This is a genomic window from Nocardiopsis listeri NBRC 13360 (assembly GCF_001570765.1).
Lineage (GTDB): Bacteria > Actinomycetota > Actinomycetes > Streptosporangiales > Streptosporangiaceae > Nocardiopsis > Nocardiopsis listeri.
Genome location: NZ_BCSH01000019.1, coordinates 51,322 through 76,038, shown reverse-complemented (window position 1 = coordinate 76,038; position 24,717 = coordinate 51,322). Strand labels below are relative to the sequence as shown.

Here is a 24,717-nt window from a genome sequence, read left to right as displayed (position 1 = left end):
CCCAGGCGCCCCACCCACACACACCCTGGGCAGCACGAGGCCGGCGAAACCAGCGGCTCCCCCAAGATCGATGGGATCACGCCCGCCAACCCCACCACCAGCCCGAACTCTCCGCCTGTGGATAACCCCGGGCTCCACGCCCACCCGACCGCCACCCCACCCACCCGTGACCCGATCCGGGTCCAGGTGGAGCGAAGGGGCGGGCGCCGCTTCCGGCGCCCGCCCCTGGCCTTCCGTCACCGCGTCGAGGATCACCCCTGTTCGGGGTCTACCCCTGCGCGGACTCCCAACGGGTCTTGAGGTCCGTGGTGCCAAGGTCGGTGAGCGAACCGAAGACGTGCAGGCGAGCCATGCCGCCGTCCGGGAAGGCGTCGACGTGCACGTGGGTCACGGTCACCGGGGCGTCCAGGACGAAGCGGTGCGGACTGTCGGGCTCCAGGCGGGTTCGGCCGATGATCTCGAACCAGGCCTCCGGATCGGTGCCCCGGGCGTCACGACCCTTGATGGTGATCCACCCGGCCGCGTTGCCCTTGAGGTAGGCGGTGTCCACCTCCAAGGCGCGCACGGTGGCCTGGGCGGTCAGTCGGAAGCGCACCCAGTCGTTGCCGGTGTCGCGTCGTCGGCGGTTCTCCCAGCCGTCGTCCATCTTGTGCGAACGACCCGGAGCGATGATGTTCTCCGGCGGCGAGTAGAACCGGTCCGAGGCATCCTCGACGGTGCCGCCGTTGAGCAGTGCCGCCACGTCGAAGGAGCCCTGTGCGGCCAGCCAGGCGGGGTCGGCGACGGGTTCGCCGTACACGCGCAGCCGCGCCACGCCGCCGTCGGGGAACTGCTTGAGGCGCAGATGGGTCCAGCGACGGGTCGAGGCGACCTCGAAGCCGTTGGCGGCGTGCCCGTACACGGGGGTGCGGGGCACGAGTTCGGTCCAGTCGGCGGCGAGCAGCTCATCGGTGGTGGGGGTGCCCTCCACCTGGGCGGCCTCCACGCTGATCTCGGTGGGGTGGTTGCCCCGGAAGTGCGCGGTGTCGACGTTCAGGGCGCGGATCACACCGGGCAGGGCCAAGCGGACGAGTGCCCAGTCGTGGTCTTCGGCGGTGGGGTGGGGCTGTTCGGCGCTGACGCCGCGGCGGCGCCTGGTCTCCCAGCCGTCCATGACCTTGCCCTTGTGCCCGAAGGCGTGCGGGTCGAACACGGCGGGTTCGGGCTTGAGGAGGTTCTCGCGCTGGGCGAAGAACTCGTCGTTGGCCGCGAGTACGCCGCCGCCCAGACGTCGGTCGGCGAGGTCGACCAGGCCGGAGAAGTCGAGCTCGGTCTTCTTGTAGTCGGCGTAGGGGTCACCTCCGCCGTAGGGCCGGGCGTTGTAGTCACGAGGATCGAAGGGCTGGGCCCCGCTCATGGTTCTCCTGTCACGTCGGTGGGTGGGGACGTATCCAGGTTGGCAGGAGAGACAGGTAACTTCCAGCGAAAGTTTTTGATCTATATATTCACTTGTACTGAACGGTTGTGCTGTGCAGTTCTCCGGCGACCCGGGTAAGGGCGCGCAGGGCCGTGTCGATCTGGGGACGTCGGCCCGAACCCGCGCGGACCGCCCACACCACGTGCCGGCGGGGCCGGTCCGACCGCGGGGTCCGCAGCACCACCCCGGGCGCGTCGTCGGCCGCGGCCAGCCGCGGGACGAGGGCCACCCCCAGTCCGGCCGCCACCATGTCGAGGATGGCCCGCCAGTCCGAGGCCACGTGCCCCTGCTCGGGCACGAAGCCGGCCTGGGCGCATGCGGCCACGGTGATGTCGCGCCAAGGGCCGGACGCGCCGTAGATCCACGGTTCGTCGGACAACTCGCGCAGGTGCGGTGCGGGTGCGTCGGCGAGCCGGTGCCCGGCGGGCAGTGCCACGTCCAGGGGGTCGGTCAGCAACTCGCCCCGTTCGTAGCGTCCGTCCTGGTCACCGGGGGCTTGGGCGGCCAGGGACAGGCCGATGTCGATCTCCCCGGCGGAGAGCAGTTCGTACACCTCTGCGGCTTCGGCCTGGTGCACCCGTGTGCGCAGGTGCGGGTGGGTGCGGCGCAGGGCGCTCAACGCCGGTACCACCAGGGTCGGGATGGCGGTGGCGAACGCGCCCACGCGTACCCGGCCGGCCTCGCCCCGGACGAATCCGTCCAGTTCGGCCTCGGCCCGCTCCAGCTGGGCCGACACCACGTCGACGTGGCGCAGCAGCACGTGGGCCGCGTCGGTCAGTCGGACGCGGCGCCCGTGCGCCTCCAACAACGCCACTCCCACCTGCCGGGACAGCGACGACAGTTGTTGGGAGACGGCGGAGGGTGTCATGGACAGCGCCTCGGCGGTCTCCCGGACGGTTCCGCGCTCGTGGAGGGTGCGTAGTACACGGAGCTTGCGCAGGTCCCAGTCGGTCACCTTCACAGGCATACCATTCACCTTCGCTGAACGGAATCGGATCCATGGAACGAGAGGGGCGGGCACACGATCTCCGTGCGCCCGCCCCGAAGGGTCGTCGATCAGACCGGGTCGGCCGTGCCGTCGCGGTAGGCGTGCCCGGCGTGGTCGGAGTACTTGGCCTCGCCCGGACCGGCGCTGCCGATGTCCTCTTGGTCGATGTCGGAGAGCGGACCGGAGGACGGTCGCCCGATCACGTTGAAGCAGATGTTCAACAGGATCGACACGATCGCCGCCCCGATGATGCCCGAGTGCGCGATCATCTCGACGGCCTCGGGGAGGAAGGAGTAGAAGGTCGGGTAGGCCAGGGGGATGATGGCGACGCCGATGGAGGTGGCCACCAGGATCAGGTTGAGGTTGTTGGTGAAGTCGACCTTGGTCAGGGTCTTGACGCCGCTGGAGGCCACGGTGCCGAACAGGACCAGACCCGCCCCTCCCAGGACCGGGGTCGGCAGTGCCGCCATGACCCCGCCCAGGATCGGGAACATGCCCAGCAGCAGCAGGATGCCGGCGCCGGCGGCCACCACGTAACGGCTGCGGATGCCGGTCAGGGCCAGCAGCCCGATGTTCTGCGCGAAGGAGCTGGTGGGGGTGGTGTTGAAGATCGGTCCGATGATGGAGCCGCTCACGTCGGCGCGCAGACCGGCGGAGATGCGCTTGGCGTCGACCTTGGAACCGGTGATCTCGCCGACCGCGATGATGTGCGAGGCGCCCTCGGTGAGCACCACCAGCATGATCACGCACATGGTGGCGATCGCGGCGACCTCGAACTCGGGGGCGCCGAAGTAGAACACCGAGGTCGGGTTGAACACGACGTCCGCCTCGCCCACGCGGCTGAAGTCGGCCATGCCGAAGGGGATGGCGATGAGGGTGCCGACGACCAGGCCGAAGAGGATGGACAGACGTCCCCAGATGCCGGGGAACACGCGGGAACCGATCAGGATGACCGCGAGGGTCACCCCGGCCAGGGCGAGGTTGGCCATGGGGGCGGCCGGAACCGTGGAGCCGTCGTCGAGCACCGTGGTGGCGTCGTCCATGATCCAGCCGGCGGCCACCGGCATGAGGCTGATGCCGATGACGGTGATGATCGTGCCGGTCACGATCGGGGGGAAGAAGCGGATGAGCTGACCGAAGAAGGGCGTCAGCAGCAGCGCGAACACGCCGGCGGCCATGGACGCGCCGAGGGCGACGGGCATGTTCTCCCCGTCCTGACCGGCGGCCAGGGTGGCGATGGCGCTGACGGGGACGAACGAACAGGCCACCACGATCGGCATCTGCGCGCCGACCTTTCGGTGCCCGACGGTCTGCAGGAGCGTGGCGATACCCGCCATCAGGAGCGCGCCGCTGACGAGGATTCCCATGGCTGCGGGGTCGTTCGCGAGTCCAGCGGCGCTGCCGATGACGAGGGCCGGTGCCACCGCACCGGCGTACATGGTGAGGATGTGCTGGAGCCCGTAGACGACGAGGAGCCGGAAGGGCAGCTTCTCGTCCTCCGGGCGATCGGGGGTCGTGGCGTTCGTTGTGGCCGAGTCCTTCGCGGACGGACTGTTCGACATGGCCAGTTTCCAGCCTTTGTGATCGGCGGTCGTGGAAGACCTGATTGCGGATCCGGGGGATCCGTGGTGTCGCTACGGCCCGGCGGCCCGATTTCGGGTACGCCTGAGGCCGGCGGGGCCCATTGGAGCGCGGGCCAGGCGAGGTGGTCCTCGGATGGTGCCCTCGGAGCGGCGGAGCGGACGGGAGCATGACCCGGTCGTGGGGTACGCCGACGAGGGACCGGGGCCCGGCCGCACATGCGGGCCCCGGGGAACGGGGGTCCTGTCGAGGTCGGAGCCGAGACGGTGGGGCCTCGGCTCCGTACGTCGCGATCATGGGGACGTGGTCCCTCGACGGGACGCTAGATGAAGCCCGGGACGGCCTTCCACGCGTCGCCCGCCTCGGGGGCGTCGTCACGCTCGACGACGGCCTCGATCTTGCCGTAGGGGCGGTCGGCGGCGAAGAAGACCTCGTTGGGGTTGTCCAGGCCGAACGGGGACAGATCCACCAGGAAGTTGTGGTTGTTCGGCATGGAGAAGCGGATCTCGGCGATCTCCGGGTGGGCTTCGAGGACGGACTTGCCCATCGCGTACAGCGTCTGCTGTAGGGCGAGGCTGTGCGTCTCGGCGAAGGCCTCCAGGCACAGGCCGCGGACGGAGGCGTAGACCTTGTCGAAGTCGTGTTCGGTGCCGACGTAGCGCCAGCGTGCGGTGACGTCGGTGGCGAGGATCCGGTCGTTGGTCTCGGGCAGAGTGGTGTACCGGGTCTTGGGGTAGCTGTGGAACTCCGAGCCGGTGGACTTGAGGACGGTCAGGCCCTCGAAGCCGGAGACCACCCACTCCTTGTCGCCGTCCTTGTTGACGACGGTGGTGCGGGTCTCGGCGCCACGTCGGGTGAAAGCGTGGTCGTGCGGGCCCTTGGTGGTGGTGATGCGGTCCCAGGAGTACTCCTGGACCTCCTGTCGGGCGCCGTACACGTAGTCGTGCTCGTCCACGAAGTGCCGCGCGAGCCGGAGGGCGAAGTCCTCGATCGCGCCGACGCCGCCCCATTCCCGGGCCTTGGCGTAGACGGTGTTCTTCTGGGTGTCGGTCGGCAGGCACTTGGCGTTGTCGCCGACGGTGTGGACTTCCTCCAGGTCTCCGCGGAGCTGGGAGGTGACGTTGACGTCCTTGATCCGGTGGACGTCGGTGTCGCGGTTGATGTGGACGAGGCGGACCTCGGCCTTGCCGTATTGGTTGTCTCCGAGCCTGATGCCCATCAGGGTGAACTCCATCCGTGTGGATTCGTTTCATCGCTCGCGCCGGTGCGCGTTGTGCGTATGAGGGAGGACCGCTGTGGTCATGCGGAAGGACCTGTCACGCACTCGAAGAGTCGGGTGTGCCTTGTGTGCGGCGGGGATGCGGCCTGGTGTTCCTCCTTCTCAGGGGCGGTGGTCCGGGACGGTTCTAGGAGCCCCGGTAGGTCGAGTAGGCGAACGGGCTGAGCAGGAGCGGCACGTGGTAGTGCGCGTCCTCGTCCGCGAGGTCGAACACGATGGTGACCTCGGGGTAGAAGCCCTTCTGCCCGGTCGCGGCGAAGTAGGATCCGGTGTCGAACACGACCCGGTAGTACCCGGTGTGGAGCCGATCGGGGCCGAAGTCGGGGATGCGCCCGTCGTCGTCGGTACGGCCCTCGGCCACCGGTTTCCAGGAGGTGCGCGCGCCGTCGGTGGCCGCCTCCAGACGTACGGGCACGTTCCGGGCGGGCAGCCCCAACGCGGCGTCGAGGATGTGGGTGGTCACGTGGCTCATGCCGCCTCCAACAGTTTGACCAGGCGCAGCCCGGCGATCTTGCGCAGTTCGTCGCCGACCACGGCCAGTTCGGACTCGGGGTCGTTGTCCAGACGGGCGACCAGGTCCGTGAGGAGTTCACGGCCGGAGCGCCCGCTGGCGCAGACGAGGTAGATCTGCCCGAACCGACCCTCGTACTCACCCTGCGCGTAGGTGAAGATCCGCTGGACGCGGTTGGAGGCGTCGTCGGTGTCGGCGGCGAACGCGGACTGTTCCCCGCGTGACCAGGTCGCTTCGGTGTTCTCGCCCTTGGCCTTCTCTCCGATGCGCGGGTGACGGGCCAGGGCGGTGGCGACCTCGTCGGAGGTGATCGCGTGTGCGTGTTCGTCGGCACGGGCGAGCAGGGTGGCGCGGTCGGTGAAGGGCGCCTCGGCGGCGACGGCCTCCACCCAGCGGTCGATGTCCAGGCATTGCGCGAGTTCGGTGCGCAGATCCTCCTTCGACAGCCGGTTCAGGCGGGCCAGTCCCGGCTCGGGGGTGGCCCCCGAGATGTCCGGGGTGGTCTCGGGCATGTGTTCTCCCTGGGTCCGGCCGATGTTCCCCCTGCTCACGGGGCACGGGGCCCACGGGGAGGGGAGTCCCGCGGCTCAGACCTTGGTTTCGTAGGGCAGATAGCTGATTCCGCATTACGGATTGAAGGGACTCTAAACGATGACGGTGTGACCTTGTCAACACTGGCAAGGGGCTTTTTGAGGAAAAGTCCGGGTTCCGTACCCTCGCGCGAAGAATGGGCGAAGTTGCTGTTCGCGGGTGGACGCGTCGATCGTCGGGGTGGGTGGGGCGAAGGGGTGGTTGACAAGAGGTGGTGGGTCGCTGCACACTCAAATCATTCCTTAAAGTGAAAAGTAGTTTCCGCAAAGTGGAAGTAGCTTCTGGAGGCCGCGCATGAGCCACACACCCGGGTACACGGTGAACTGCTCCCTGCTGTTCACCGAGCTCCCCGTCAACGAACGCCCCCGGGCCGCCAAGGACGCGGGCTTCCACGCCGTCGAGTTCTGGTGGCCCTTCGAGACCGCAACCCCCGAGCAGGCCGACGTCGACGCCTTCGTCGCCGCCATCGACACCGCCGGCGTACGCCTGACCGGCCTCAACTTCTTCGCCGGACGACTGCCCGGACCCGACCGCGGCGTGCTCTCCCACCCCGACCGGGCCGCCGAGTTCCGCGCCAACATCGACGTCGTCGTCCAGATCGCCGAACGCACGGGGGCCACCGGCTTCAACGCCCTCTACGGGCTGCGCCAGGACGGTGTCGACCCGGCCGAACAGGATCGCGTCGCGCTGGAGAACACCCTCGCCGCGGCCGAGGGCGTCGCCAAGGTCGGCGGTACCGTCCTCGTCGAACCCATCAGCGGCTCCGAGGCCTACCCGCTCAAGACCGCGGCCGAAGGCCTGGCCTTCGTCGCCCGGGCCAAGGACGCGGGGGCCGACAACGTCGCCCTCCTCGCCGACTTCTTCCACCTCGCCGTCAACGGCGAAGACCTCGCCGCCGTGGTGCGCGAGCACGCCGCCGACTTCGGACACATCCAGATCGCCGACGCCCCCGGACGCGGAGAGCCCGGCACCGGCGAACTCCCCATCGCCGAACTCCTCACCGCGTCCCGGGCCGGCGGCTACCGGGGCCCGGTGGGCCTGGAGTACAAGCCCACCGTCCCCTCCGCCGAAAGCTTCGGCCGGCTCCCGTAGGCAACGCACACACCGACAGACAAGGACCCGCCATGTCCGCCCGCAAGATCGCCTTCATCGGCCTCGGCATCATGGGCCTGCCGATGGCCGTCAACCTCGTCCGCGCCGGTCACACCGTCACCGGCTACAACCGCAGCCCACAGAGCGTCGACGCCCTGGTCGGGAAGGGCGGCCTGCGCGGCGGCGGCGTCGCCGACGCGGTCGCCGACGCCGACGTCGTCATCACGATGCTCCCCGACTCTCCGGACGTCGAGGCCGTCCTGACCGGTGAGGGCGGCGTCTACGAGAGCGCCGAGCCCGGGACGCTCGTCATCGACATGAGCACCATTCGCCCCGACGTCGCCCGCACCCTCGCCGCCGCCGGCGCCGAGCGCGGCTTCCGTGTCCTGGACGCCCCGGTCAGCGGTGGTGAGGCCGGTGCCATCGAGGCCAAGCTGTCCATCATGGTCGGCGGTGCGCAAGAGGACTTCGACGCGGCCCGACCGGTCTTCGACGTCCTCGGGACCACCCCCGTCCTCGTGGGTCCCAGCGGTGCGGGTCAGACGGTCAAGGCCGCCAACCAGCTCATCGTCGCCGGCCATCTCCAGCTCCTCGCCGAGGCCCTGGTGTTCTTGGAGGCGCACGGCGTGGAGACCGAGGCCGGCCTGGAGGTCCTGGGCGGCGGGCTCGCCGGCAGCACGGTCCTGCAACGCAAGGGTAAGGGCATGCGCGAGCGCGACTTCGATCCCGGTTTCCGGATCGCCCTGCACGACAAGGACATGCGCATCATCACCGACTCCGCGACCGCAGCCGGAGTGGCGATCCCGCTCGGGGCCCAGGTGGCGCAGTACGTCGCCGCGCTCAAGAATCAAGGACACGGCGGGCTCGACCACTCCGCGCTGCTCAAGATCGTCGAACAGCTCTCCGGTCGCGACCAGTAGGAATCCGATCCTTTCGTAGGACACGGGGCGCGGCCGTCGTCCCCGGGTGTTGGCCCACCCGGGATCGGCACGACGGTGCCCCCACCACCCCTGGCACACACAGTCACCCCAGCACTGAAGGGTTCGCTCCCATGGCGAAAATGCCCGCGATGAACGCCGTCGTCGAGGTCCTCAAGGATGAAGGCGTCGACACCGCCTTCGGTTGCCCCGGCGCGGCGATCCTCCCCCTCTACAAGGCCCTGGAGGACGTCGGCGGCATCGAGCACCTGACCGTCCGCCACGAGGAGGGCGCCACCCACATGGCCGACGGGTGGTCCCGCACCACCGGCAAGGTCGGCGTGGCCATCGGCACCTCCGGCCCGGCCGGCACCAACATGATCACCGGCCTGTACACCGCGATCGCCGACTCGGTCCCGATCGTGTGCATCACCGGTCAGCAGCGCACCGACCTGCTCGACAAGGAGGGCTTCCAGGCGGTCGACATCGTCGAGATCGCCAAGCCCGTCACCAAGTGGGCAGTGCAGATCAAGGAGGCGGCCACCGCCCCGTGGATCTTCCGCGAGGCGTTCCGTATCGCCCAGGAGGGGCGCCCCGGGCCGGTCTTGATCGACATTCCGTTGGACGTCGCCCAGCAGGTGATCGAGTACGACCGCGCGCTGGACGCCGCGCTCAAGATCAACACCGTCGAGCCGCACCTTCCGCGCGTGGAGAAGGCGCTGGACCTGCTGCTGGAGGCCGAGCGTCCGCTCATCCTCGCCGGTGGCGGGGTCATCCTGGCCGAGGCTTCCGAGGACCTGCGCGAACTCGCCGAGTACCTCCAGGTCCCCGTGCAGGTCACCCTCATGGGGAAGGGTTCCTTCGACGAGGACTCACCCCTGTACTCGGGCATGACCGGCGTGCAGACCTCCCAGCGCTACGGCAACACGTCCTTCCTGGAGTCTGACCTGGTCCTGGCGGTGGGCGCGCGCTTCGCCGACCGTCACACCGGACAAATCGACGTCTACCGGGGTGAGCGCAAGTTCATCCACGTCGACATCGAGGCCACCCAGATCGGGCGGGTCTTCGAACCCGACCTGGGTGTGGTCTCCGACGCACGCCTCTTCCTGCGCGAACTGCTGGCGGCGGCCAAGCGTCGTGAGACCAAGGCGCGGGTGGGGGAGTGGATCGCCCGCGTCGGCGAACTGAAGGAAACCCTGACCCGTCGCGAGGACTTCGACAGCGTTCCGGTCAAGGCCCCGCGCGTGTACAAGGAGATCAACGAGGTCTTCGACGCCGACACCTACTTCGTCACCGCCATCGGCCTCTACCAGATCTGGGGCGGCCAACACCAGAAGGCGTACAAGCCGCGCCACTACCAGATCTGCGGCCAGGCGGGCCCGCTCGGCTGGGAGATCCCCGCGGCCATCGGTGTCAAGAAGGCGCTCAAGAACACCGAACCCGACGCCGAGGTCGTCGGCATCGTCGGTGACTACGGCTTCCAGTACATGGTCGAGGAGCTGGCCGTCGCCGCCCAGTACGACGTGCCGTACGTGATCATCATGCTCAACAACGAGTACCTGGGCCTGATCCGTCAGGCCTCCATCCCGTTCGACATGAACTTCCAGGTGGACATCCACTACGACGAGTACGGCACCGACAACGTCAAGCTCATGGAGGCCTACGGGTGCTCCGGGCGACGCGTTTGGGAGCCGGGCGAGGTCCGCGACTCCCTGGAGTGGGCCCGCAAGGAGGCCAGGGCGACCTCGCGTCCGGTGCTGGTGGAGATCATGATCGAGCGCGAGGCCAACACCCCGCATGGACCGGCGATCGACGCCGTCAAGGAGTTCGAGCCGCTGCCGAGCGCCTGATCCGAAGACCGCCACGGGGCCGGACCTGTACCCGAGCCCCGTGGCAGGGCCGCTCCGAGACCGGCAGGAGGGGCCCGCGAAGGGCGGCGGTGCCCTCGACGGCACACCGCCGCCCCTCGCGAGCGTCCCGGACCAAGCCGGTGGCTCAGACCCGGCGGACCTTCTGCCGGGTGACCCTCGCGATGGTCTCGAAGTCGTCGTCGTTGTGGGGCAGGGTGAGGCCGTGCGACTCGGCGCAAGCGGCCACCAGGAGGTCGACCGGCCCCGCGCTTCGATGTTCGCCTCGGCCGGTGAGGAGCCTTTGGACCTCCCACGCTCGGGCGAAGTGCTCGTCCGCCAGGTCCACGGGGAGCAGCATCCGGTTCAACAGGCCCACCATCGTCTCGCGGTGGGCCTCGGAGCGCGCACCGTAGAGGAATTCCAGTTCGGTGATGGGACAGACCGCGATGGTCCCATGGACGAGGGCTTGATCCCATTCCTCGCAGCCCTCGGGTGCGCGGTAAATGCGTGCCAGGGCGCTGGTGTCCACCAGATAGACGGCCGGACTCACCGCCGATACTGCCGCTTGTCGTCCAATACCTCGGTGTCCACGCCGCCTCCGGCCACGAGTTCGCGCATCTCGACCAAGGCGGTCGCTCTGTCCAGTCTGCGCACGGTCTCTTGGAGCGCGGTGTTGACCGTGTCCTTCTTGGTCTTGGTTCCGAGGATCTCGGAGGCCCGGGCCAGAGCCTCGTCATCGATGTCGATCAGGACCTTGCTCATCGCCGCACCCCCCTCGTATATACAAACTCGGATCGAGTACATACGACGATGTGCCCGGCCGAAGTGGAAGCGGAGGTTTCGGGGGCGCGGTGGCGATCACAAAGGGGGCATGGATGAGAACTCCGAGTCATCGCCGCTGGTGATCAAGAACGTACGCGTCTTCGATGGGGAGAACGACCGACTCGAGCCCGGGCACGTGGTGGTGCGCGGAAGACACATCGAACGGATCGTCCCTCACACGGAAACGGTCGACGAACCCGACGACGCCCGGGTCATCGACTGCGCCGGAGAGGGAGGAGCGATCACCCGGGTGCTCATGCCCGGACTCATCGACGCTCACACGCACCTGGCGGTCGCCGGCATCTCCGCCCTCGAAGTGTTGACCGGCCCGGACGGGCTGGTGCACTGCAAGGCCCTCGGTGAGGCCCGCCGCATGCTCATGCGCGGTTTCACCTCGGCACGCGACATGGGTGGTCCCACCACGGCGATCAAGAACGTGATCGACGCCGGGGAGTTCCCCGGCCCGCGTATCTATCCGAGCAACGCCGCGATCTCCCAGACGGCCGGGCACGGAGACTTCTCCGCCGTCTACGACGCGCCCACCGCCCTGGGCGGGCCTCTCTCCCGAGCGGACCAGGTGGGGATCATGCGGGTCGCGGACGGTACCGAACGGGTGCTCGCCGCCGTCCGCGAACAGCTCAAGAAGGGGGCGAGCCAGGTCAAACTCATGGCCGGAGGCGGGGTCACCTCCGTGTACGACGACCTGGACGTACTCCAGTTCACCTCGGAGGAGCTGCGGGTGGCGGTCCAGGCCGCCGAGGACTGGGGAACCTACGTCGCCGTGCACGTGTTCACCACCGAAGGGATCGAGCGTGCCCTGGGCGCGGGGGTCCGATCCATCGAACACGGGCATTTGGCGGACGAGGAGACGGTCGCCCTCATCGCGCGCAAGGGGGCGTGGTTGAGCACGCAGCCCTTCGCCGAGGGCGACCACACCTTTCCCGATCCGCGCTCCAAGGAGAAGGACGCCAGGGTCTGTCGAGGGGTGGACCACCTGTTCACCTGGGCCCACGAGCACGGCGCGCGGATCGCCTTCGGCACGGACCTGCTCTTCGCCCCGGACGCGGGTGATCGGCAATCACGGATGTTCGCTCGCCTGGACCGGTACATGTCACCGGTGGACGCCCTGCGCGTGGGCACCTCGGGCAACGCGGCCCTGCTGCGCATGTCCGGCGACCGCGATCCCTATGGTCAGGCCGAGCTGGGGGTGGTGCGGCCGGGCGCTTGGGCGGACCTGCTGGTGGTGGAGGGCGATCCCACCCGTGACCTCTCCCTGTTGGCCGATCCCGGGCGGAACCTGTCCGTCATCGTCAAGGACGGCCGGACGTACCGTAACCGTTTCGGGTAGAGGAGAGGCCCCCGTTCCGAGCGGGCGGACCGGGGGCCTCGACGAGGCGGCTCAGCCGCAGTACGTCTCTTCCTCGTCGATGATGCGGTAGGGGCAATCCGCGTAGTCGAGCAGGCGCAGCACGGCCTCCTCGTTGCGCGAGGTCTCCCGCTCGATCACCGATGACGGCGGGTAGAAGCCACCCTCCGCGGGCGACTTCGGATACATCTCGTAGGTGAAGTTCACGATGCCCTGGTCGGCCCACAACCAGTCGTTGATGGACCCGTCCGTGACGTACAGGTCGCTGGACTGTTGGGGCGTGTACCCGTTGGCCTCGGCCATGTACTCGCCCAGCGCGGCGTGGGTGTCGTATTCCTCCCGCGACATCGCGTCGGTGACCTGGTCGTAGGTGTAGCCGAACGGCCAGAGGATGAGTTCGCTGTAGGTGTGGAAGTCGATGGCGCTGGTGATCTGCTGTTCGCCGTCCACCACGCGGCCGCGCACGAAGTCCGCGACGGCGGCCACCTCGACACCGGACTCGGCCGCGTCGCCCCGGTAGGTGATGCTCTCCGGGTCGTCGGAGGAGCCGCCGCAGCAGCCCCAGTTGTAGGCCCAGTTGCGGTTCAGGTCGGTGCCGATGGCCGACGAACCCTCGCTGGGCTGGCGGTTCTTGCGCCAGTCCCGCCAGGTGTCGCCCGCCATGTCGTACTCGCTACCGTCCGGGTTGACGTTGGGCAGGATCCAGATCTCGCGGCCGTCGACCAGCTCGGTGATCCGGTCGTCCTCGCCGTACCCGTCGGTGAGCAGGTCCATCAGGTGGATCGCCATCTCGACGGTGAGGTGTTCGCGCGCGTGTTGGGAGTGGGTGAACAGCACCTCGGGCTGGTCCTCGTCCACGGACACGTTGTCGCTGATCTTCACCGCGACCAGGTCCTGGCCCTCGTAGGACTGCCCGTAGACCTCCTTGGCGGCGAGGTCGGGGTGCTCGGCGACGACCTCGTCGACGATCTCCAGCAGTTCGGGGTAGGTGGTGTAACCCGGGTCCGGGGAGGCCAGGGTCTCGGGGAGTTCGTAGGGCTCGGCGGCGTAACCGAGGGAGTCCAGTTCGTCGATGTCATCGATCGAACCGGTGACCAGCAACGAGTCGTCGCCGACGTGGTCGATGGCGACACCTGTGGCGGCGATCTGGGAACGTTCCTCGGCGGTGCTCACGCCGTCGATCTCGTACAGACCGTAGGAGGGTTCGGCGGTGGCGCTTCCGGTGGCCAGTGTCCCCAGCAGGAGGGCACCGGCGGCGACGGGGACGAGGGCTCTTCCGACGGGGGTCGTGGGGGAGGGGTGCTCCACTATGCCTCCATGAGCGGGGAGTGAGGCGGCGAATACTAGGCGGTATTGGAGATCGGGCCACCCCGACCTGTCAATGTGGCGGATTTTCCGGGCGTGAGGTAGCGAATCGTCTTGTTTGGAGTACTTGCCACGTGAAGCCCGCTTTTTCCGTGGTCGCGTGCATGCCGAGCGTGGCCGGATCCGGCCACATGGAACCCTGTGCCACGGCGACCGCCACCTCCCGCCCGCCTACCCGATCCTCACCCGCGTCGGGCGCCGTCCGGCCAGATCACCTCCACCGGCAGCCCCCGGTCCCGGGCCGCGACCACCGCGTCGGCGGTACCCCCGCGCCCGTCGGAGGGATGCCCGTCCCAGACCGCGAAGAGCCGTTCCACGTTCGACAGCACCGCCTGGTTGGCGTCCTCGTAGGCGGCGCGGCCGGCCTGCCGGTGCGGCATGTAGCGCACCGACGACGCGCGGATGAGGAACCCGTCGAAGTCCTCGCGGTCCTCCGGCTTGACCTTGTTCTCCCGGTAGTCCGCGGAGGGGAGCACGACCTCGACCTTGCCTCCCGCGCGCAGGACGGCTTCGGCGAACAACCGGTCGGCGCCGCGTGCCAGGCAGGAGATGCCGACCAGGTCCTCGCCTTGGTAGGGCGTCAGGGCCGCGCCGAGCGCCTTGACGACCGCTTCGCGGCTCTCCTCGGTCAGGTTGGAGTGTCCGGTGATCCCGATCCGTGGCATCCTGCCCCCTTTGTCTTCTATGGCGTTGCCAGCAGGGTAAGGGGAAGTTCGTCACGGATCGCCGCCGTGTCCGGGTTTTTGTGCAGGGCGGCTGATTCGACGTACCAATCGTGCAGGCGGCGGCGTACCCGTCCCGAGGCCAGACCCGGGCCCGACCCCAGCGCCGCGCGCACGGAACGCGCCGACTCCGTACCCTCGCCCAGGGCCGCGTACGCGCGGCCGAGCCCGATCAGGTCGAGGGTCCTACCCCGGCCCGTCCCACGTCGCTCCAGAGCGGACGAGATGTACTCGACCGACTTCAACGCGAATCGTTCGGACTCGGGCCGTTCCAGGGACCGGCCCAGGTCGCGGTAGCGCGCGCCCACGACACCGGCCAGTTCGGCCTCGTCGAACCCCTGCGACCACTCGGGGGCGGGACCCTCCTCCCGTGCCAGAAGGTCCTGGGCCTGACCCACCGTGCGTTCGAACGACGCCACGCGACCCATGTGCGCGTACGACCATCCCTCACGTGTGCGTAACAGGGCACGGACCGAGGGCGGAGCCCCGAGCGAGGCCGCCTGGTCCAGGGCCAGTCGCGTGATGTCGAGCGCGTCCTCGGGGTGATGCAGGTCCAACATCTGACGCGCCATGTCGGCCAGCACCCGGACCCCGAAGGAGGAGTGCTCGGGGCCCGCGTACCGGACCGCCCGCAGGGAAAGCGAGTAGTAGCGCTGCGCCGTGCCGTGATCGCCCGAGTCGAAGGACATGGATCCCACCACCCGCGCGAGTTCGGCCATCACCGCGAACAGGCGCTGTTGCACGTCGGGCCGCTGCCGGTGCTCGACCAACTCCGAGACCTCCGAGAGCTGCCCGATCACGGCCTTGCGCCGTGTCCCCATCCGCCACCGTTCGTCCCAGTGGCGCAGGCACACGGTCGCCGCCTCGATCCGTTCCAGTTCCATCACTCCGATGGTGGAGCCGCCTCTTCGGGTCCCCGGTGGGCTCGGTGCGGTCCACCGTTCCAGGAGTTCCGTCAGCGCGGCCCCGACCAGGATCGTGCCGCCGATGGCGAATGCCTCTCTACGTTTCATCAGGTCCCTCAGAGTCTGTTCGGCCATCTCCCGCGCCATATCCGCGGCGGGGGAGGAATCGCTAACGCGCAAAGAGGATTCTGTCCACGACGTCTCCGTTTCATTCTCCGAATCCGAGGCCGCCAGTCCGAGAACCCTTCTGGCCTGCGAGGGCATGGATAAACCATCGGCCACGCGGAGCCAGGTATCGAGCGCGGTGACCGAACGGCGCCCGCACATGATCGCGCTCACGTGAGGCTGGGCCATGTCGATCGCCGAACCGATCGTCTGTTGGCTCGCACCGGTGTGCAGGCGCACGAGCCCCAAGAGTGCACCCGCGTCCCTTCGTGCGAGGCAGCCACGAACGTCATTTCGGTTCCAGAACGGACCCGGCGGGAGTACCCGGGTCTGGAGCTGCGATTTCGCCATACATATCACCGGTGTATATCTGTGCGGGATTCCGTGCCCAGGAGAAAACGAGGTTTGCTCGCCTTGTCCATCCTTACCCGGATTCGGTGGCCGGTTAATGGACCGAAGACCCTGATCGGTTCATGCGCCCGTCACATGTGGAGGCCCCCATGTCCATCTCCCGATCGACACGCGAGCGTTCCATGAGCGTGGGGCCCAGGCCGGTGACCACCGAACGAAGAACGTGTCCGGTCGAAGAAGGGGAGGTGGGGACGTGATCCGGGCCCACCGGAGGATGGTCGACCGTCTTCGCGCGCAGGTGCGGGTGGGATCCGACTGGGAGCGGATCTTCGCCGAGGTCCCGCGCCACCGGTTCCTTCCGGACCGCTTCGTCCCGGACGGTGGGCGGGGCGAGGTCGACCGGTGGCACGACGAGGCGGTGTGGCTGGAGGCCGCCTACGCCGACCAAGGGGTGACGGTCGGACACCATTCGGCCGGCGGACACGGCGGCGCGCGCTCGATCGGCGGTTCCGTGTGTTCGCCCTCCCGGGCCGCCGACCTGCTGGTCCGCGCCGACCTCACCCGCGGTACGCACGTCCTGGAGATCGGGACCGGCAGCGGCTACTGCTCCGCCCTGATGTGCGGGTTCCTGGGAGAGGACGCGGTGGTCTCGGTCGAGATCGACCCCGAGCGCGCCGATCGCGCGCGCGTCAACCTCTTGGGCGCGGGAGCGGTCCCCACCGTGGTGGCCGGTGACGGCTTGGACGGTTGCGCGATCCGAGCGCCCTTCGACCGGGTGGTCTCCTCGGTGCCTGTCGATCGGCTGCCCGATCGGTGGGTGGACCAATGCCTGCCCGGAGGACGGATCCTCACCCGTTGGGGCGGCTCCTTCTCCCACGACCTGGTGGCCGACCTGCGCGTGGGCGCCGACGGTCGTGCCCGTGGCCACTTCGCGGTCGCGCGCCCCTGCGCTCCCGCGCTCGCGGGGGAACACGAGGCCGCCCTGATCTCCCGGTACGTCAGACCGGGTGAGGAGGAACGGTCGCACGCCTTCGACCTGGACGCGTGGGACCTGATGGACGAGGCGAGCGCGCTGTGCTGTGGTCTGGCGATGCCCGGGGTGCGGCGGATAGTGCGGCCGGCGCTGTTGCGGTCGGACCTGCGCGTGGCCCTCTACCTCATCGATCCGGAGTCCGGTTCCTGGGCGCTGGGAGCGGTCGCCGCCCAGGCGCCCCGAGGGGTCCTGGCCAGGCAACGGGGCCCGCGCATGCTCTTCGACGAGTGGGCACGCGCCCACATGGCGTGGAAGAGGGTCGGGCGGCCGGGGCTGGATCGTTTCGGGGTGACGTCCGGGCCCATGGGACAGACCATCTGGCTGGACGACGAGCGCACGGTGTGGGCGGTGACCGAATGAGGGGGTTCGAGGGGCGGGTCGGTCCGCGGGAACGTGTCCGCCCGCGAGCGCGTGGTTCACGTACGGCCTATCCGGGCTTTCCCAGTTCACGTCGGTATCCGCAGGTCGTGGAGGTGCTGGCCAGGGCCAGGTTCGACGCGGCCCGGGACCTGAGGAAGGTGCCCGGCATGAATCCTTCGAAGCAGGCGGCCGTCATCCTCTGCGTCAGCGAGATGCTCACGGTGACCATGAGGCGGGCCGCGCGCGGCGGGCGCAGCGCCGACGTGGTGCGCGTGCTCTCCCTGGGGCGGAACGGTTCCCGCACCGTGCTGAGACTGATCGTCACCGAGCGGCCGGTGGGCAGTGCGGTCGAGGCGATGCCCTACCCGGAAGTGGACGACCCCGAGTCCGAGGGCCGGAACCTGGAGATGGTCGACCACCTCAGTGACCGTTGGGGCGCGAGGCGGCTTCGTTGGGAGTGGGGGGAGCCGGTGATCGCGCTCTGGGCGGAGTTCGCGCTGCCGCCGGTGACGGTGGTCCGAGGCGCCACGGGCTGAGAGAAGAAGGATGTCCGTCGGCGGTACCGGCGCTGCGGTGACTCGGGCTTGCCGGTCTGCCGAGGCCTCGGGTGTTGGCCGCACCCTGGGTTCCGCCGACGGACTCCGTATGACCCCCCTAGCACTGAAGGGTTCCCCTCCAGGGTAGCCCTCATCGTCTGTATCTTGAAGTCGAGGTACCCATTTTGAACGATCATCTCAAATCGTTGTGAGCCTCTCGCGTCGCCTCGGATCACCTGGGTGCTGTCTCAACATGTGAGCAGCGAGTGTCGAAATCTCGTGATCGTCTGCTAGCGTGACGATCGATATGTTGCGCGAGCTGCTCCTCCTTAGTGGCCGCGGCGGGGATCGTTAAAAGGTCGGCCCCTCGTCGCGGGACTTCGGCTTGCCTTGTCGGCCGTTACATCACGTGCCACTGATCTCTCCCGAGGAGCAACACCGTTATGGTGCCGCAGCAAAAATCCAGTTCCATGCCGTTCGAGCGCTACCAGGCCTTCAAGCCGGTGGACCTGCCGGACCGCACCTGGCCCGCCCAGACCATCACCCAGGCTCCGCGTTGGCTGTCCACCGACCTGCGTGACGGCAACCAGGCGCTGATCGAGCCGATGGACCCCGCGCGCAAGCACGAGATCTTCCGGCTGCTGGTCAAGATGGGCTACAAGGAGATCGAGGTCGGCTTCCCGGCCGCCAGCCAGACCGACTTCGACTTCGTCCGGGAACTGATCGAGGGCGACCTGATCCCCGACGACGTGCAGATCTCCGTGCTGACCCAGGCCCGCGAGGACCTGATCGAGCGCACCGTGCAGAGCCTGATCGGAGCCAAGCGCTCCACCGTGCACCTGTACAACGCCACCGCGCCCACCTTCCGTCGCGTCGTCTTCAAGGTGGACAAGGAGGCGTGCAAGGACATCGCGGTCGAGGGCACCCGCCACGTCGTGCGCTTCGCCGAGCAGTACCTGGGTCGGACCGAGTACTTCGGCTACCAGTACTCGCCGGAGATCTTCATCGACACCGAGCTGGACTTCGCCCTGGAGGTCTGCGAGGCCGTCATGGACGTATGGAACCCCGGTCCGGGTCGTGAGATCATCCTGAACCTGCCGGCCACCGTCGAGCGCGCCACCCCCAACATCTACGCCGACCAGATCGAGTGGATGAGCCGCAACCTGTCGCGCCGCGAGCACGTGGTCCTGTCCGTGCACCCGCACAACGACCGCGGCACCGGTGTGGCCTCCGCCGAACTGGCCGTCATGGGCGGCGCCGACCGCGTCGAGGGCTGCCTGTTCGGCCACGGTGAGCGCACCGGCAACGTCTGCCTGGTCACCCTGGGTCTGAACCTGTTCAGTCAGGGCGTCGACCCCAAGATCGACTTCTCCGACATCGACGAGATCCGCCGCACGGTCGAGCACTGCACCCAGCTGCCCGTGGCCCCGCGCCACCCCTATGGCGGTGACCTGGTCTACACGGCCTTCTCCGGCTCCCACCAGGACGCCATCAAGAAGGGCTTCGACGACCTGAACAAGCGCGCCGCCGAGGCCGGGGTCCCCGTCGAGGAGTACCCCTGGGACGTGCCGTACCTGCCCATCGACCCCAAGGACGTGGGCCGCAACTACGAGGCGGTCATCCGGGTCAACAGCCAGTCCGGCAAGGGCGGCGTCTCCTACATCATGCAGCGGGACCACTCCCTGGACCTGCCGCGCCGCCTGCAGATCGAGTTCTCGCAGGTCATCCAGCAGTTCACCGACACCGAGGGCGGCGAGTTCCCGGCCGGCCGCATCTGGGAGATCTTCTCCAAGACCTACCTGGCCGACGAGGGCCCGGTCGCGGTTCTGGCGCACCGCTCCAGCACCGGTGAGGACGGCACGTACACGATCGAGGCCGACGCCCGCGTCGACGGTGAGATCCGTGAGCTGAAGGGCACCGGCAACGGGCCCATCTCCGCGTTCGCCGACGCGCTGACCGACGTCGACGTCAAGGTACGCGTCAACGACTACGTGGAGCACTCCATGGGCGAGGACGGCAACGCCCGCGCCGCCGCCTACGTGGAGGCCGAGATCGACGGCAGGGTCGTGTGGGGCGTGGGCATCCACAGCAACATCACGACGGCTTCGCTGAAGGCCATGTGCAGCGCCATCGGGCGCGTCTGAGCCGCTCCTGAGACCGACCCCTGGCACTGAGGGAACGGGCCGCGCCCCCATCGGGGACGCGGCCCGTCGCGCGTGGTCCTCGGCTCACTCGTAGCCGAACTTCTGCGTCCAGGCCCGGTCGGCCTCGCCGACGCCGATGGCCTGTAGGTCGCAGTTGAGGATGTTCCTGCGGTGGCCCTCGCTGTTCATCCAGGCGTCCATGACCTGCTCGGCGCTCTGCTGCCCCTTGGCGACGTTCTCCGCCCCCCAGGAGTCGTAGCCGTGGCGGCTCGCACGTTCACCGGGGCCCACCCCGTCCGGGTTCTCGTGCGCCATGTAGTCACGGGCGGCCATGTCGTCGCTGTGCTCTTGGGCGGCGGCGGTCAGCCGGTCGTCCACGTGCACCGGTTCGCAACCGTTCGCGGAACGTTCGCTGTTGACCAGGTTCACGACCTCGGTGGCGAGGGGGCCGCCGGCGTTGGAGGTGGTGCCGTCGCCACCGGCGCCTCCGTCACCGCCGTCGTCGCCGTTTCCACCGCCACCGCCGTCGCCGCCCTCGGCGCCGGTCTCCTCGCCGTCCTCCGGGGAGAACGTGGCGGTCGCCTGCGCGCGGAGCGTTCCGCTGTCACCGGAGGGCTCTGCGCGCTCCGGCCTCGCGGTCGGTTCGTCGAAGAAGTCGTCGTCCTGCGCGTTCTCGGGGACCTGGGAATCGTCGGCGACGGCACCCTCCCCGATCTCGCCGACGGCGCTCGCGCCATCGGCCTCGTCCGAACCGTCCTCGCCGACCGTGCCCAGGACCAGGGCCCCGGCCAGGGTCAGACCGACCGGAACGGCGATGACCCCGGCGACCAGGGGCACCAATCGGCGCTTCCCGCGACGCGCGGAGCCAGGGCCCTTCGCGTCGAAGTCATCGTCGTACTCGTCGTCGTAACGATCGTCGTACTCCGATGACGGGTGGTCGCGGAGCGAGCGCTGTTCGCGAGCGCTCATCCTGCGCCTGCCTCGGCGGCCTCGCGCCATTTCGCTGTACCTTCCGTGCGGGGTCGGGGATCGCGCGGGCACCCCCGCGGGGGGTTGGGCCGGGCCCGAGATCGGCCCGATTGGGACTTCACCGCCCGAGATTCGTCTCGGAGGTGGTCGTTCCCGTGCCCGCGTCAGGAGGAGCGTGTGCGACGTCGGGGCATTGCGAAGCCGAGGGGGAAGGGCGGCACATCCCGAACGTCGGAACTCCCTAGCGCGTGAGAGTAGAGCAAATGTCATAAAAAGGGAATCCAAACCGTAATAAACCAGTTCAGGGGCGTGTGCGTCGGTGGGGACCGACCAGGTGGTCTGACACATCCGCGACAATGGAGGGGTGAGCCTCTACCGAGACGAGGGTGTGGTCCTGCGCAACCAGAAGTTGGGCGAGGCCGACCGCATCGTCACCCTCCTGACCCGCCGCACCGGGCTGGTGCGCGCCGTCGGCAAGGGCGTGCGCCGTACCAAGTCCCGCTTCGGCGCCCGCCTGGAACCGTGCACCCACGTCGATCTCCAACTGCACACCGGGCGATCCCTCGACGTCATCACCCAGGCAGAGACCGTCCGGTCCTACGGCACGGCCGTGGCCCACGACTACTCCCGGTACACCGCCGCGACGGCGATGTTGGAGACGGCCGAGAAGGTCGTCGCGGTGGAGAAGGATCCGGCACTGCGCCAGTTCCTCCTGCTCATCGGTGCCCTGCGTACCCTGGGTGAGGGAAGCCACGACTCCAGGCTCGTCCTGGACGCCTATCTCCTGCGGTCGCTGGCCGTGGCCGGCTACGCCCCGGCCCTGACCGAGTGCGCGCGCTGCGGAACGCGGGGGGAACATCGTGCCTTCGCGGTGCACGCCGGCGGTATGGTCTGCTCGGTGTGCCGCCCGCACGGCTCCGTGCACCCCGCCCCCGAGACGGTTCGACTCATGTTCGACCTGCTCGGAGGCGATTGGGACAGCGCGGACGCCAGCGACGGCAGGCACCGCTCCGAGTGCAGTGGGATGGTCGCGGCCTACCTACAGTGGCACCTGGAGAACGGAATTCGATCCCTGCGCCATGTGGAGCGTTCTTGAGCCTGTTCAGCTTCGACAAAGGAGGGCGGGACCGGCGGGAGTACACCGCACCCGTCCCCCATCCCAGTGGGGCACGGTCCCCCCGGATCCCCGCCGACCTGGTGCCTCGCCACATCGCCGTGGTCATGGACGGCAACGGCCGCTGGGCCAAGGAACGCGGTCTGCCGCGCACCGAGGGCCACAAGGCGGGGGAGGCCTCCCTCTTCGACGTGATCGAGGGCGCCTTGGAGATGGGCGTGCCCAACCTGTCCGCCTACGCCTTCTCCACCGAGAACTGGAAGCGTTCCCCCGACGAGGTGCGGTTCCTGATGGGCTTCAACCGGGACGTCATCCGTCGGCGCCGTGACGAGTTGCACGCCCGCGGCGTGCGCGTCAAGTGGTCCGGGCGCGCGGGAATGCTCTGGAAGAGCGTCATCTCCGAGCTCAAGGACGCCGAGGAGATGACCAAGGACAACACGGCGCTGACCCTCCAGTTCTGCGTGAACTACGGCGGTCAGGCCGAGATCGTCGACGCCGCACGCGCTCTGGCCCGCCAGGTCGCCGAGGGCCGCATGTCCCCGGAGAAGATCACCGAGGAAACGATCTCCCAGCAGCTGTACGCCCCCGACGTCCCTCCGGTTGACCTCTTCGTGCGTTCCTCCGGGGAACAGCGGCTGTCCAACTTCCTGCTGTGGCAGAGCGCCTACGCCGAGTTCGTCTTCCTGGAGACGCTCTGGCCCGACTTCGACCGCCGCGACCTGTGGCGTGCCTGTGAGATCTACGCGAGCCGGGACCGTCGGTACGGAGGTGCCGTGCCCAACCCGGTCGAGGGGGAGAAGAAGTGAAGGACCGCGAGGACGCACTGATCCGGCCTGGGATGTCCCTGGTCTCGATGGGGGACAGTTTCACCGAGGGCGTGGGCGACCCCTATCCGGACGGCTCCGGGGTGTTCCGCGGTTGGGCCGACCGGCTGGCCGAACACCTGGCCGACCACGTCGGAGAGATCCGCTACGCCAACCTGGCCGTACGGGGCAAGCTCATCCGACAGATCGTCACCGACCAGCTGCCGCCCACCCTGGAGATGGCCCCGGACCTGGTGACCCTGTGCGCCGGCGGCAACGACCTGCTGCGCCCGGCCGGTGACCCCGAGCGCCTGGCCCGCGTCCTGGAGCACACCGTGTCCCGCCTGCGCGAGGGCGGTAGCGACGTGGTCCTCTTCACCGGCGTGAACATCGCGACCGGGTACATGCGCGGCACCATCGGCCTGTTCGCGCGCTACTACATGAACGTGCGCGCGATCGCCGACGAGTACGACTGTCACGTGGTCGACCAGTGGTCCATGGACGTGCTCACCGACTCCCGCGCCTGGGACGAGGACCGACTGCACATGTCCCCGGAGGGACACCGCCGGTTGGCGCTGCGCGTGGCCGACGTCCTCGGTGTTCCCACCTCCGATCGCTGGGACGAGCCCTGGCCCGAGGCCGAGCCGGTGCGCTGGGCCGAGGCGCGCCGTGAGGACCTGCACTGGGTGAAGGAGTCCCTGGGCCCGTGGATCGGCCGCCGCCTGACCGGGCGTTCCTCCGGTGACACGGTGACCGCCAAACGTCCTGGACTGACGCCCCTGACCAAGGACCGCTGACCCGATCCGGCAGGGACCACGGGTGGTCGCCCCGCGCGACCCAGGGTGCACCGCCCGTGGTGTGAGGTCCACCCCAAAACGTGACGAACCACCAACCTACTGTCGCGTAACCCGGGTCCCGGGTTGCATCATCGGACACCATGAGTGGTGTGCGGACCGGTTCCTCCGGTGAATGGAAGAGCAAGGACATCCTGTCCTACGTCGCCCTCGGTGACAGCTTCACCGAGGGTATGAGCGATCATTACCCGGACAGCGACAGTGTGCCCAACGGCCGCTATCGGGGTTGGGCCGATCGTGTGGCCGAACATCTCGCCGAACACGTCGGTGAGGTCCGCTACGCCAACCTCGCGATCCGAGGTCGCCTCATTCGCCGGATCCGCGACGAGCAGGTGCCGCGCGCGGCCGAGATGAAGCCCGACCTCGTCACCTTGTGCGCGGGCGGGAACGACATCCTGCGCCCCGGCGGCGATCCGGATCAGGTCGTGGCGATCTTCGAGTCGATGGTGGCCGAACTGCGTGCCACCGGCGCGCGGGTGGTCATCTTCACCGGCTTCGACACCAACTGGCAGCCGGTCATGCGCCACCTGCGCGGCAAGATCGCCACCTACAACATGCACATGCGGGCCGTCGCCGACAAGTACGGCTGCGACGTCGTCGACGTGTGGAGCATGCGCGTCCTCGACGACAACCGCGCCTGGAACCGGGACCGCCTGCACCTGTCCTCGGAGGGTCACCGGCGCCTGGCCCTGCGCGTGTGCGAGGTGTTGGACGTGCCGGTCGAGGGCGACTGGAACGAGCCCTGGCCCCCGCCGGAGCCCCGTGACTGGCGTACCGCCCGCCACGAGGACCTGCACTGGGCGCGGGAGTTCCTGGTCCCGTGGATCCACCGTCGGCTGACCGGTCGTTCCTCCGGCGACGGTGTGAGCCCCAAGCGCCCCACCCTGCAACGCTGCGAGCCCACGCACCCCCGCATCGACTGATCCCGCGTCCGGAGCCCTCC

The 24,717-nt window shown here is 68.8% G+C and carries 23 protein-coding genes; 11 read left to right on the top strand and 12 right to left on the bottom strand.

The window, feature by feature from the left end; genetic code table 11:
* Nucleotides 1-268 precede the first annotated feature (268 nt).
* The 6 genes from alc to uraD all read right to left on the bottom strand — a co-directional run bounded on the left by alc (nt 269) and on the right by uraD (nt 6,327).
* A complete protein-coding gene (gene alc / locus NLI01S_RS07005) occupies nt 269-1,396 on the bottom strand; it encodes an allantoicase (protein WP_067601032.1) in 1,128 nt (375 codons plus the stop codon).
* Nucleotides 1,397-1,484: 88 nt separating this feature from the next.
* Complete coding sequence (locus NLI01S_RS07000; RefSeq protein WP_067601029.1) at nt 1,485-2,423, bottom strand: LysR family transcriptional regulator; 939 nt, start codon at nt 2,421-2,423, stop codon at nt 1,485-1,487.
* A gap of 89 nt (nt 2,424-2,512) precedes the next feature.
* Complete coding sequence (locus tag NLI01S_RS06995) at nt 2,513-4,006, bottom strand: nucleobase:cation symporter-2 family protein (protein WP_067601026.1); 1,494 nt, start codon at nt 4,004-4,006, stop codon at nt 2,513-2,515.
* Nucleotides 4,007-4,347: 341 nt separating this feature from the next.
* A complete protein-coding gene (gene pucL / locus NLI01S_RS06990; RefSeq protein WP_067601065.1) occupies nt 4,348-5,244 on the bottom strand; it encodes a factor-independent urate hydroxylase in 897 nt (298 codons plus the stop codon).
* 187 nt (nt 5,245-5,431) lie between these two features.
* Nucleotides 5,432-5,776 carry a hydroxyisourate hydrolase gene (gene uraH, locus NLI01S_RS06985; protein WP_067601023.1) on the bottom strand — a complete coding sequence of 115 codons (345 nt, stop codon included), beginning with the start codon at nt 5,774-5,776 and terminating at the stop codon, nt 5,432-5,434.
* Nucleotides 5,773-6,327 (bottom strand): 2-oxo-4-hydroxy-4-carboxy-5-ureidoimidazoline decarboxylase, encoded by a 555-nt coding sequence (gene uraD / locus NLI01S_RS06980; RefSeq protein ID WP_067601015.1) that lies wholly within the window; start codon nt 6,325-6,327, stop codon nt 5,773-5,775. Before uraD ends, uraH begins: the two co-directional genes overlap by 4 nt.
* 373 nt (nt 6,328-6,700) lie before the next feature.
* Between uraD and NLI01S_RS06975 the strand changes: the two genes are divergently transcribed.
* The 3 genes from NLI01S_RS06975 to gcl all read left to right on the top strand — a co-directional run bounded on the left by NLI01S_RS06975 (nt 6,701) and on the right by gcl (nt 10,265).
* A complete protein-coding gene (locus NLI01S_RS06975) occupies nt 6,701-7,498 on the top strand; it encodes a hydroxypyruvate isomerase family protein (protein WP_067601012.1) in 798 nt (265 codons plus the stop codon).
* Nucleotides 7,499-7,530: 32 nt separating this feature from the next.
* A complete protein-coding gene (locus NLI01S_RS06970; RefSeq protein WP_067601009.1) occupies nt 7,531-8,418 on the top strand; it encodes a 2-hydroxy-3-oxopropionate reductase in 888 nt (295 codons plus the stop codon).
* A 131-nt stretch (nt 8,419-8,549) separates the two neighbouring features.
* The gene (gcl, locus tag NLI01S_RS06965; protein WP_067601005.1) at nt 8,550-10,265 is read left to right on the top strand and encodes a glyoxylate carboligase; all 1,716 of its coding nucleotides are present in this window, start codon (nt 8,550-8,552) and stop codon (nt 10,263-10,265) included.
* A gap of 145 nt (nt 10,266-10,410) precedes the next feature.
* On the opposite strand, the gene NLI01S_RS06960 is transcribed toward gcl, so the two are convergent.
* Together NLI01S_RS06960 and NLI01S_RS06955 are read right to left on the bottom strand one after the other, a co-directional pair.
* Nucleotides 10,411-10,815 carry a PIN domain nuclease gene (locus tag NLI01S_RS06960; RefSeq protein ID WP_067601002.1) on the bottom strand — a complete coding sequence of 135 codons (405 nt, stop codon included), beginning with the start codon at nt 10,813-10,815 and terminating at the stop codon, nt 10,411-10,413.
* Entirely contained in the window at nt 10,812-11,027 is a 216-nt protein-coding gene (locus NLI01S_RS06955; protein WP_067600999.1) for a type II toxin-antitoxin system VapB family antitoxin, read from the bottom strand. The genes NLI01S_RS06960 and NLI01S_RS06955 overlap by 4 nt, the downstream gene beginning before the upstream one ends.
* Nucleotides 11,028-11,136: 109 nt before the next feature.
* Here NLI01S_RS06955 and NLI01S_RS06950 point away from each other — a divergent pair, with 109 nt between their 5' ends.
* Nucleotides 11,137-12,435: a metal-dependent hydrolase family protein gene (locus NLI01S_RS06950; RefSeq protein ID WP_067600996.1), complete on the top strand. Its 1,299-nt coding sequence runs from the start codon at nt 11,137-11,139 to the stop codon at nt 12,433-12,435.
* 51 nt (nt 12,436-12,486) lie between these two features.
* On the opposite strand, the gene NLI01S_RS06945 is transcribed toward NLI01S_RS06950, so the two are convergent.
* From NLI01S_RS06945 to NLI01S_RS06935, 3 genes are all read right to left on the bottom strand, one after another.
* Nucleotides 12,487-13,761, bottom strand: a complete 1,275-nt coding sequence (locus NLI01S_RS06945) for a M14 family metallopeptidase (protein ID WP_067600993.1) — start codon at nt 13,759-13,761, stop codon at nt 12,487-12,489.
* 239 nt (nt 13,762-14,000) lie between these two features.
* Nucleotides 14,001-14,483 carry a hypothetical protein gene (locus NLI01S_RS06940; protein WP_067600990.1) on the bottom strand — a complete coding sequence of 161 codons (483 nt, stop codon included), beginning with the start codon at nt 14,481-14,483 and terminating at the stop codon, nt 14,001-14,003.
* A 17-nt stretch (nt 14,484-14,500) separates the two neighbouring features.
* Nucleotides 14,501-15,553 carry a hypothetical protein gene (locus NLI01S_RS06935; RefSeq protein ID WP_223809143.1) on the bottom strand — a complete coding sequence of 351 codons (1,053 nt, stop codon included), beginning with the start codon at nt 15,551-15,553 and terminating at the stop codon, nt 14,501-14,503.
* A 661-nt stretch (nt 15,554-16,214) separates the two neighbouring features.
* Between NLI01S_RS06935 and NLI01S_RS06930 the strand changes: the two genes are divergently transcribed.
* The 3 genes from NLI01S_RS06930 (at nt 16,215) to leuA (ending at nt 20,034) form a co-directional block, all read left to right on the top strand.
* A complete protein-coding gene (locus NLI01S_RS06930) occupies nt 16,215-17,354 on the top strand; it encodes a protein-L-isoaspartate O-methyltransferase family protein (RefSeq protein ID WP_067600984.1) in 1,140 nt (379 codons plus the stop codon).
* Nucleotides 17,355-17,521: 167 nt separating this feature from the next.
* Nucleotides 17,522-17,890, top strand: a complete 369-nt coding sequence (locus tag NLI01S_RS06925; protein ID WP_157090972.1) for a hypothetical protein — start codon at nt 17,522-17,524, stop codon at nt 17,888-17,890.
* Nucleotides 17,891-18,333: 443 nt separating this feature from the next.
* Nucleotides 18,334-20,034, top strand: coding sequence for a 2-isopropylmalate synthase (leuA, locus tag NLI01S_RS06920; protein WP_067600978.1), 1,701 nt, complete (start codon nt 18,334-18,336; stop codon nt 20,032-20,034).
* A gap of 84 nt (nt 20,035-20,118) precedes the next feature.
* On the opposite strand, the gene NLI01S_RS06915 is transcribed toward leuA, so the two are convergent.
* The gene (locus NLI01S_RS06915) at nt 20,119-21,003 is read right to left on the bottom strand and encodes a CAP domain-containing protein (RefSeq protein WP_223809142.1); all 885 of its coding nucleotides are present in this window, start codon (nt 21,001-21,003) and stop codon (nt 20,119-20,121) included.
* 364 nt (nt 21,004-21,367) lie between these two features.
* Here NLI01S_RS06915 and recO point away from each other — a divergent pair, with 364 nt between their 5' ends.
* The 4 genes from recO (at nt 21,368) to NLI01S_RS06895 (ending at nt 24,697) form a co-directional block, all read left to right on the top strand.
* A complete protein-coding gene (recO, locus tag NLI01S_RS06910) occupies nt 21,368-22,099 on the top strand; it encodes a DNA repair protein RecO (RefSeq protein ID WP_067600975.1) in 732 nt (243 codons plus the stop codon).
* Entirely contained in the window at nt 22,096-22,923 is an 828-nt protein-coding gene (locus tag NLI01S_RS06905) for an isoprenyl transferase (protein WP_067600972.1), read from the top strand. Before recO ends, NLI01S_RS06905 begins: the two co-directional genes overlap by 4 nt.
* Nucleotides 22,924-22,955: 32 nt before the next feature.
* Nucleotides 22,956-23,717, top strand: a complete 762-nt coding sequence (locus NLI01S_RS06900; RefSeq protein ID WP_067601059.1) for an SGNH/GDSL hydrolase family protein — start codon at nt 22,956-22,958, stop codon at nt 23,715-23,717.
* Between the two features lie 140 nt (nt 23,718-23,857).
* Nucleotides 23,858-24,697: an SGNH/GDSL hydrolase family protein gene (locus tag NLI01S_RS06895; protein ID WP_067600968.1), complete on the top strand. Its 840-nt coding sequence runs from the start codon at nt 23,858-23,860 to the stop codon at nt 24,695-24,697.
* Nucleotides 24,698-24,717: the final 20 nt, after the last annotated feature.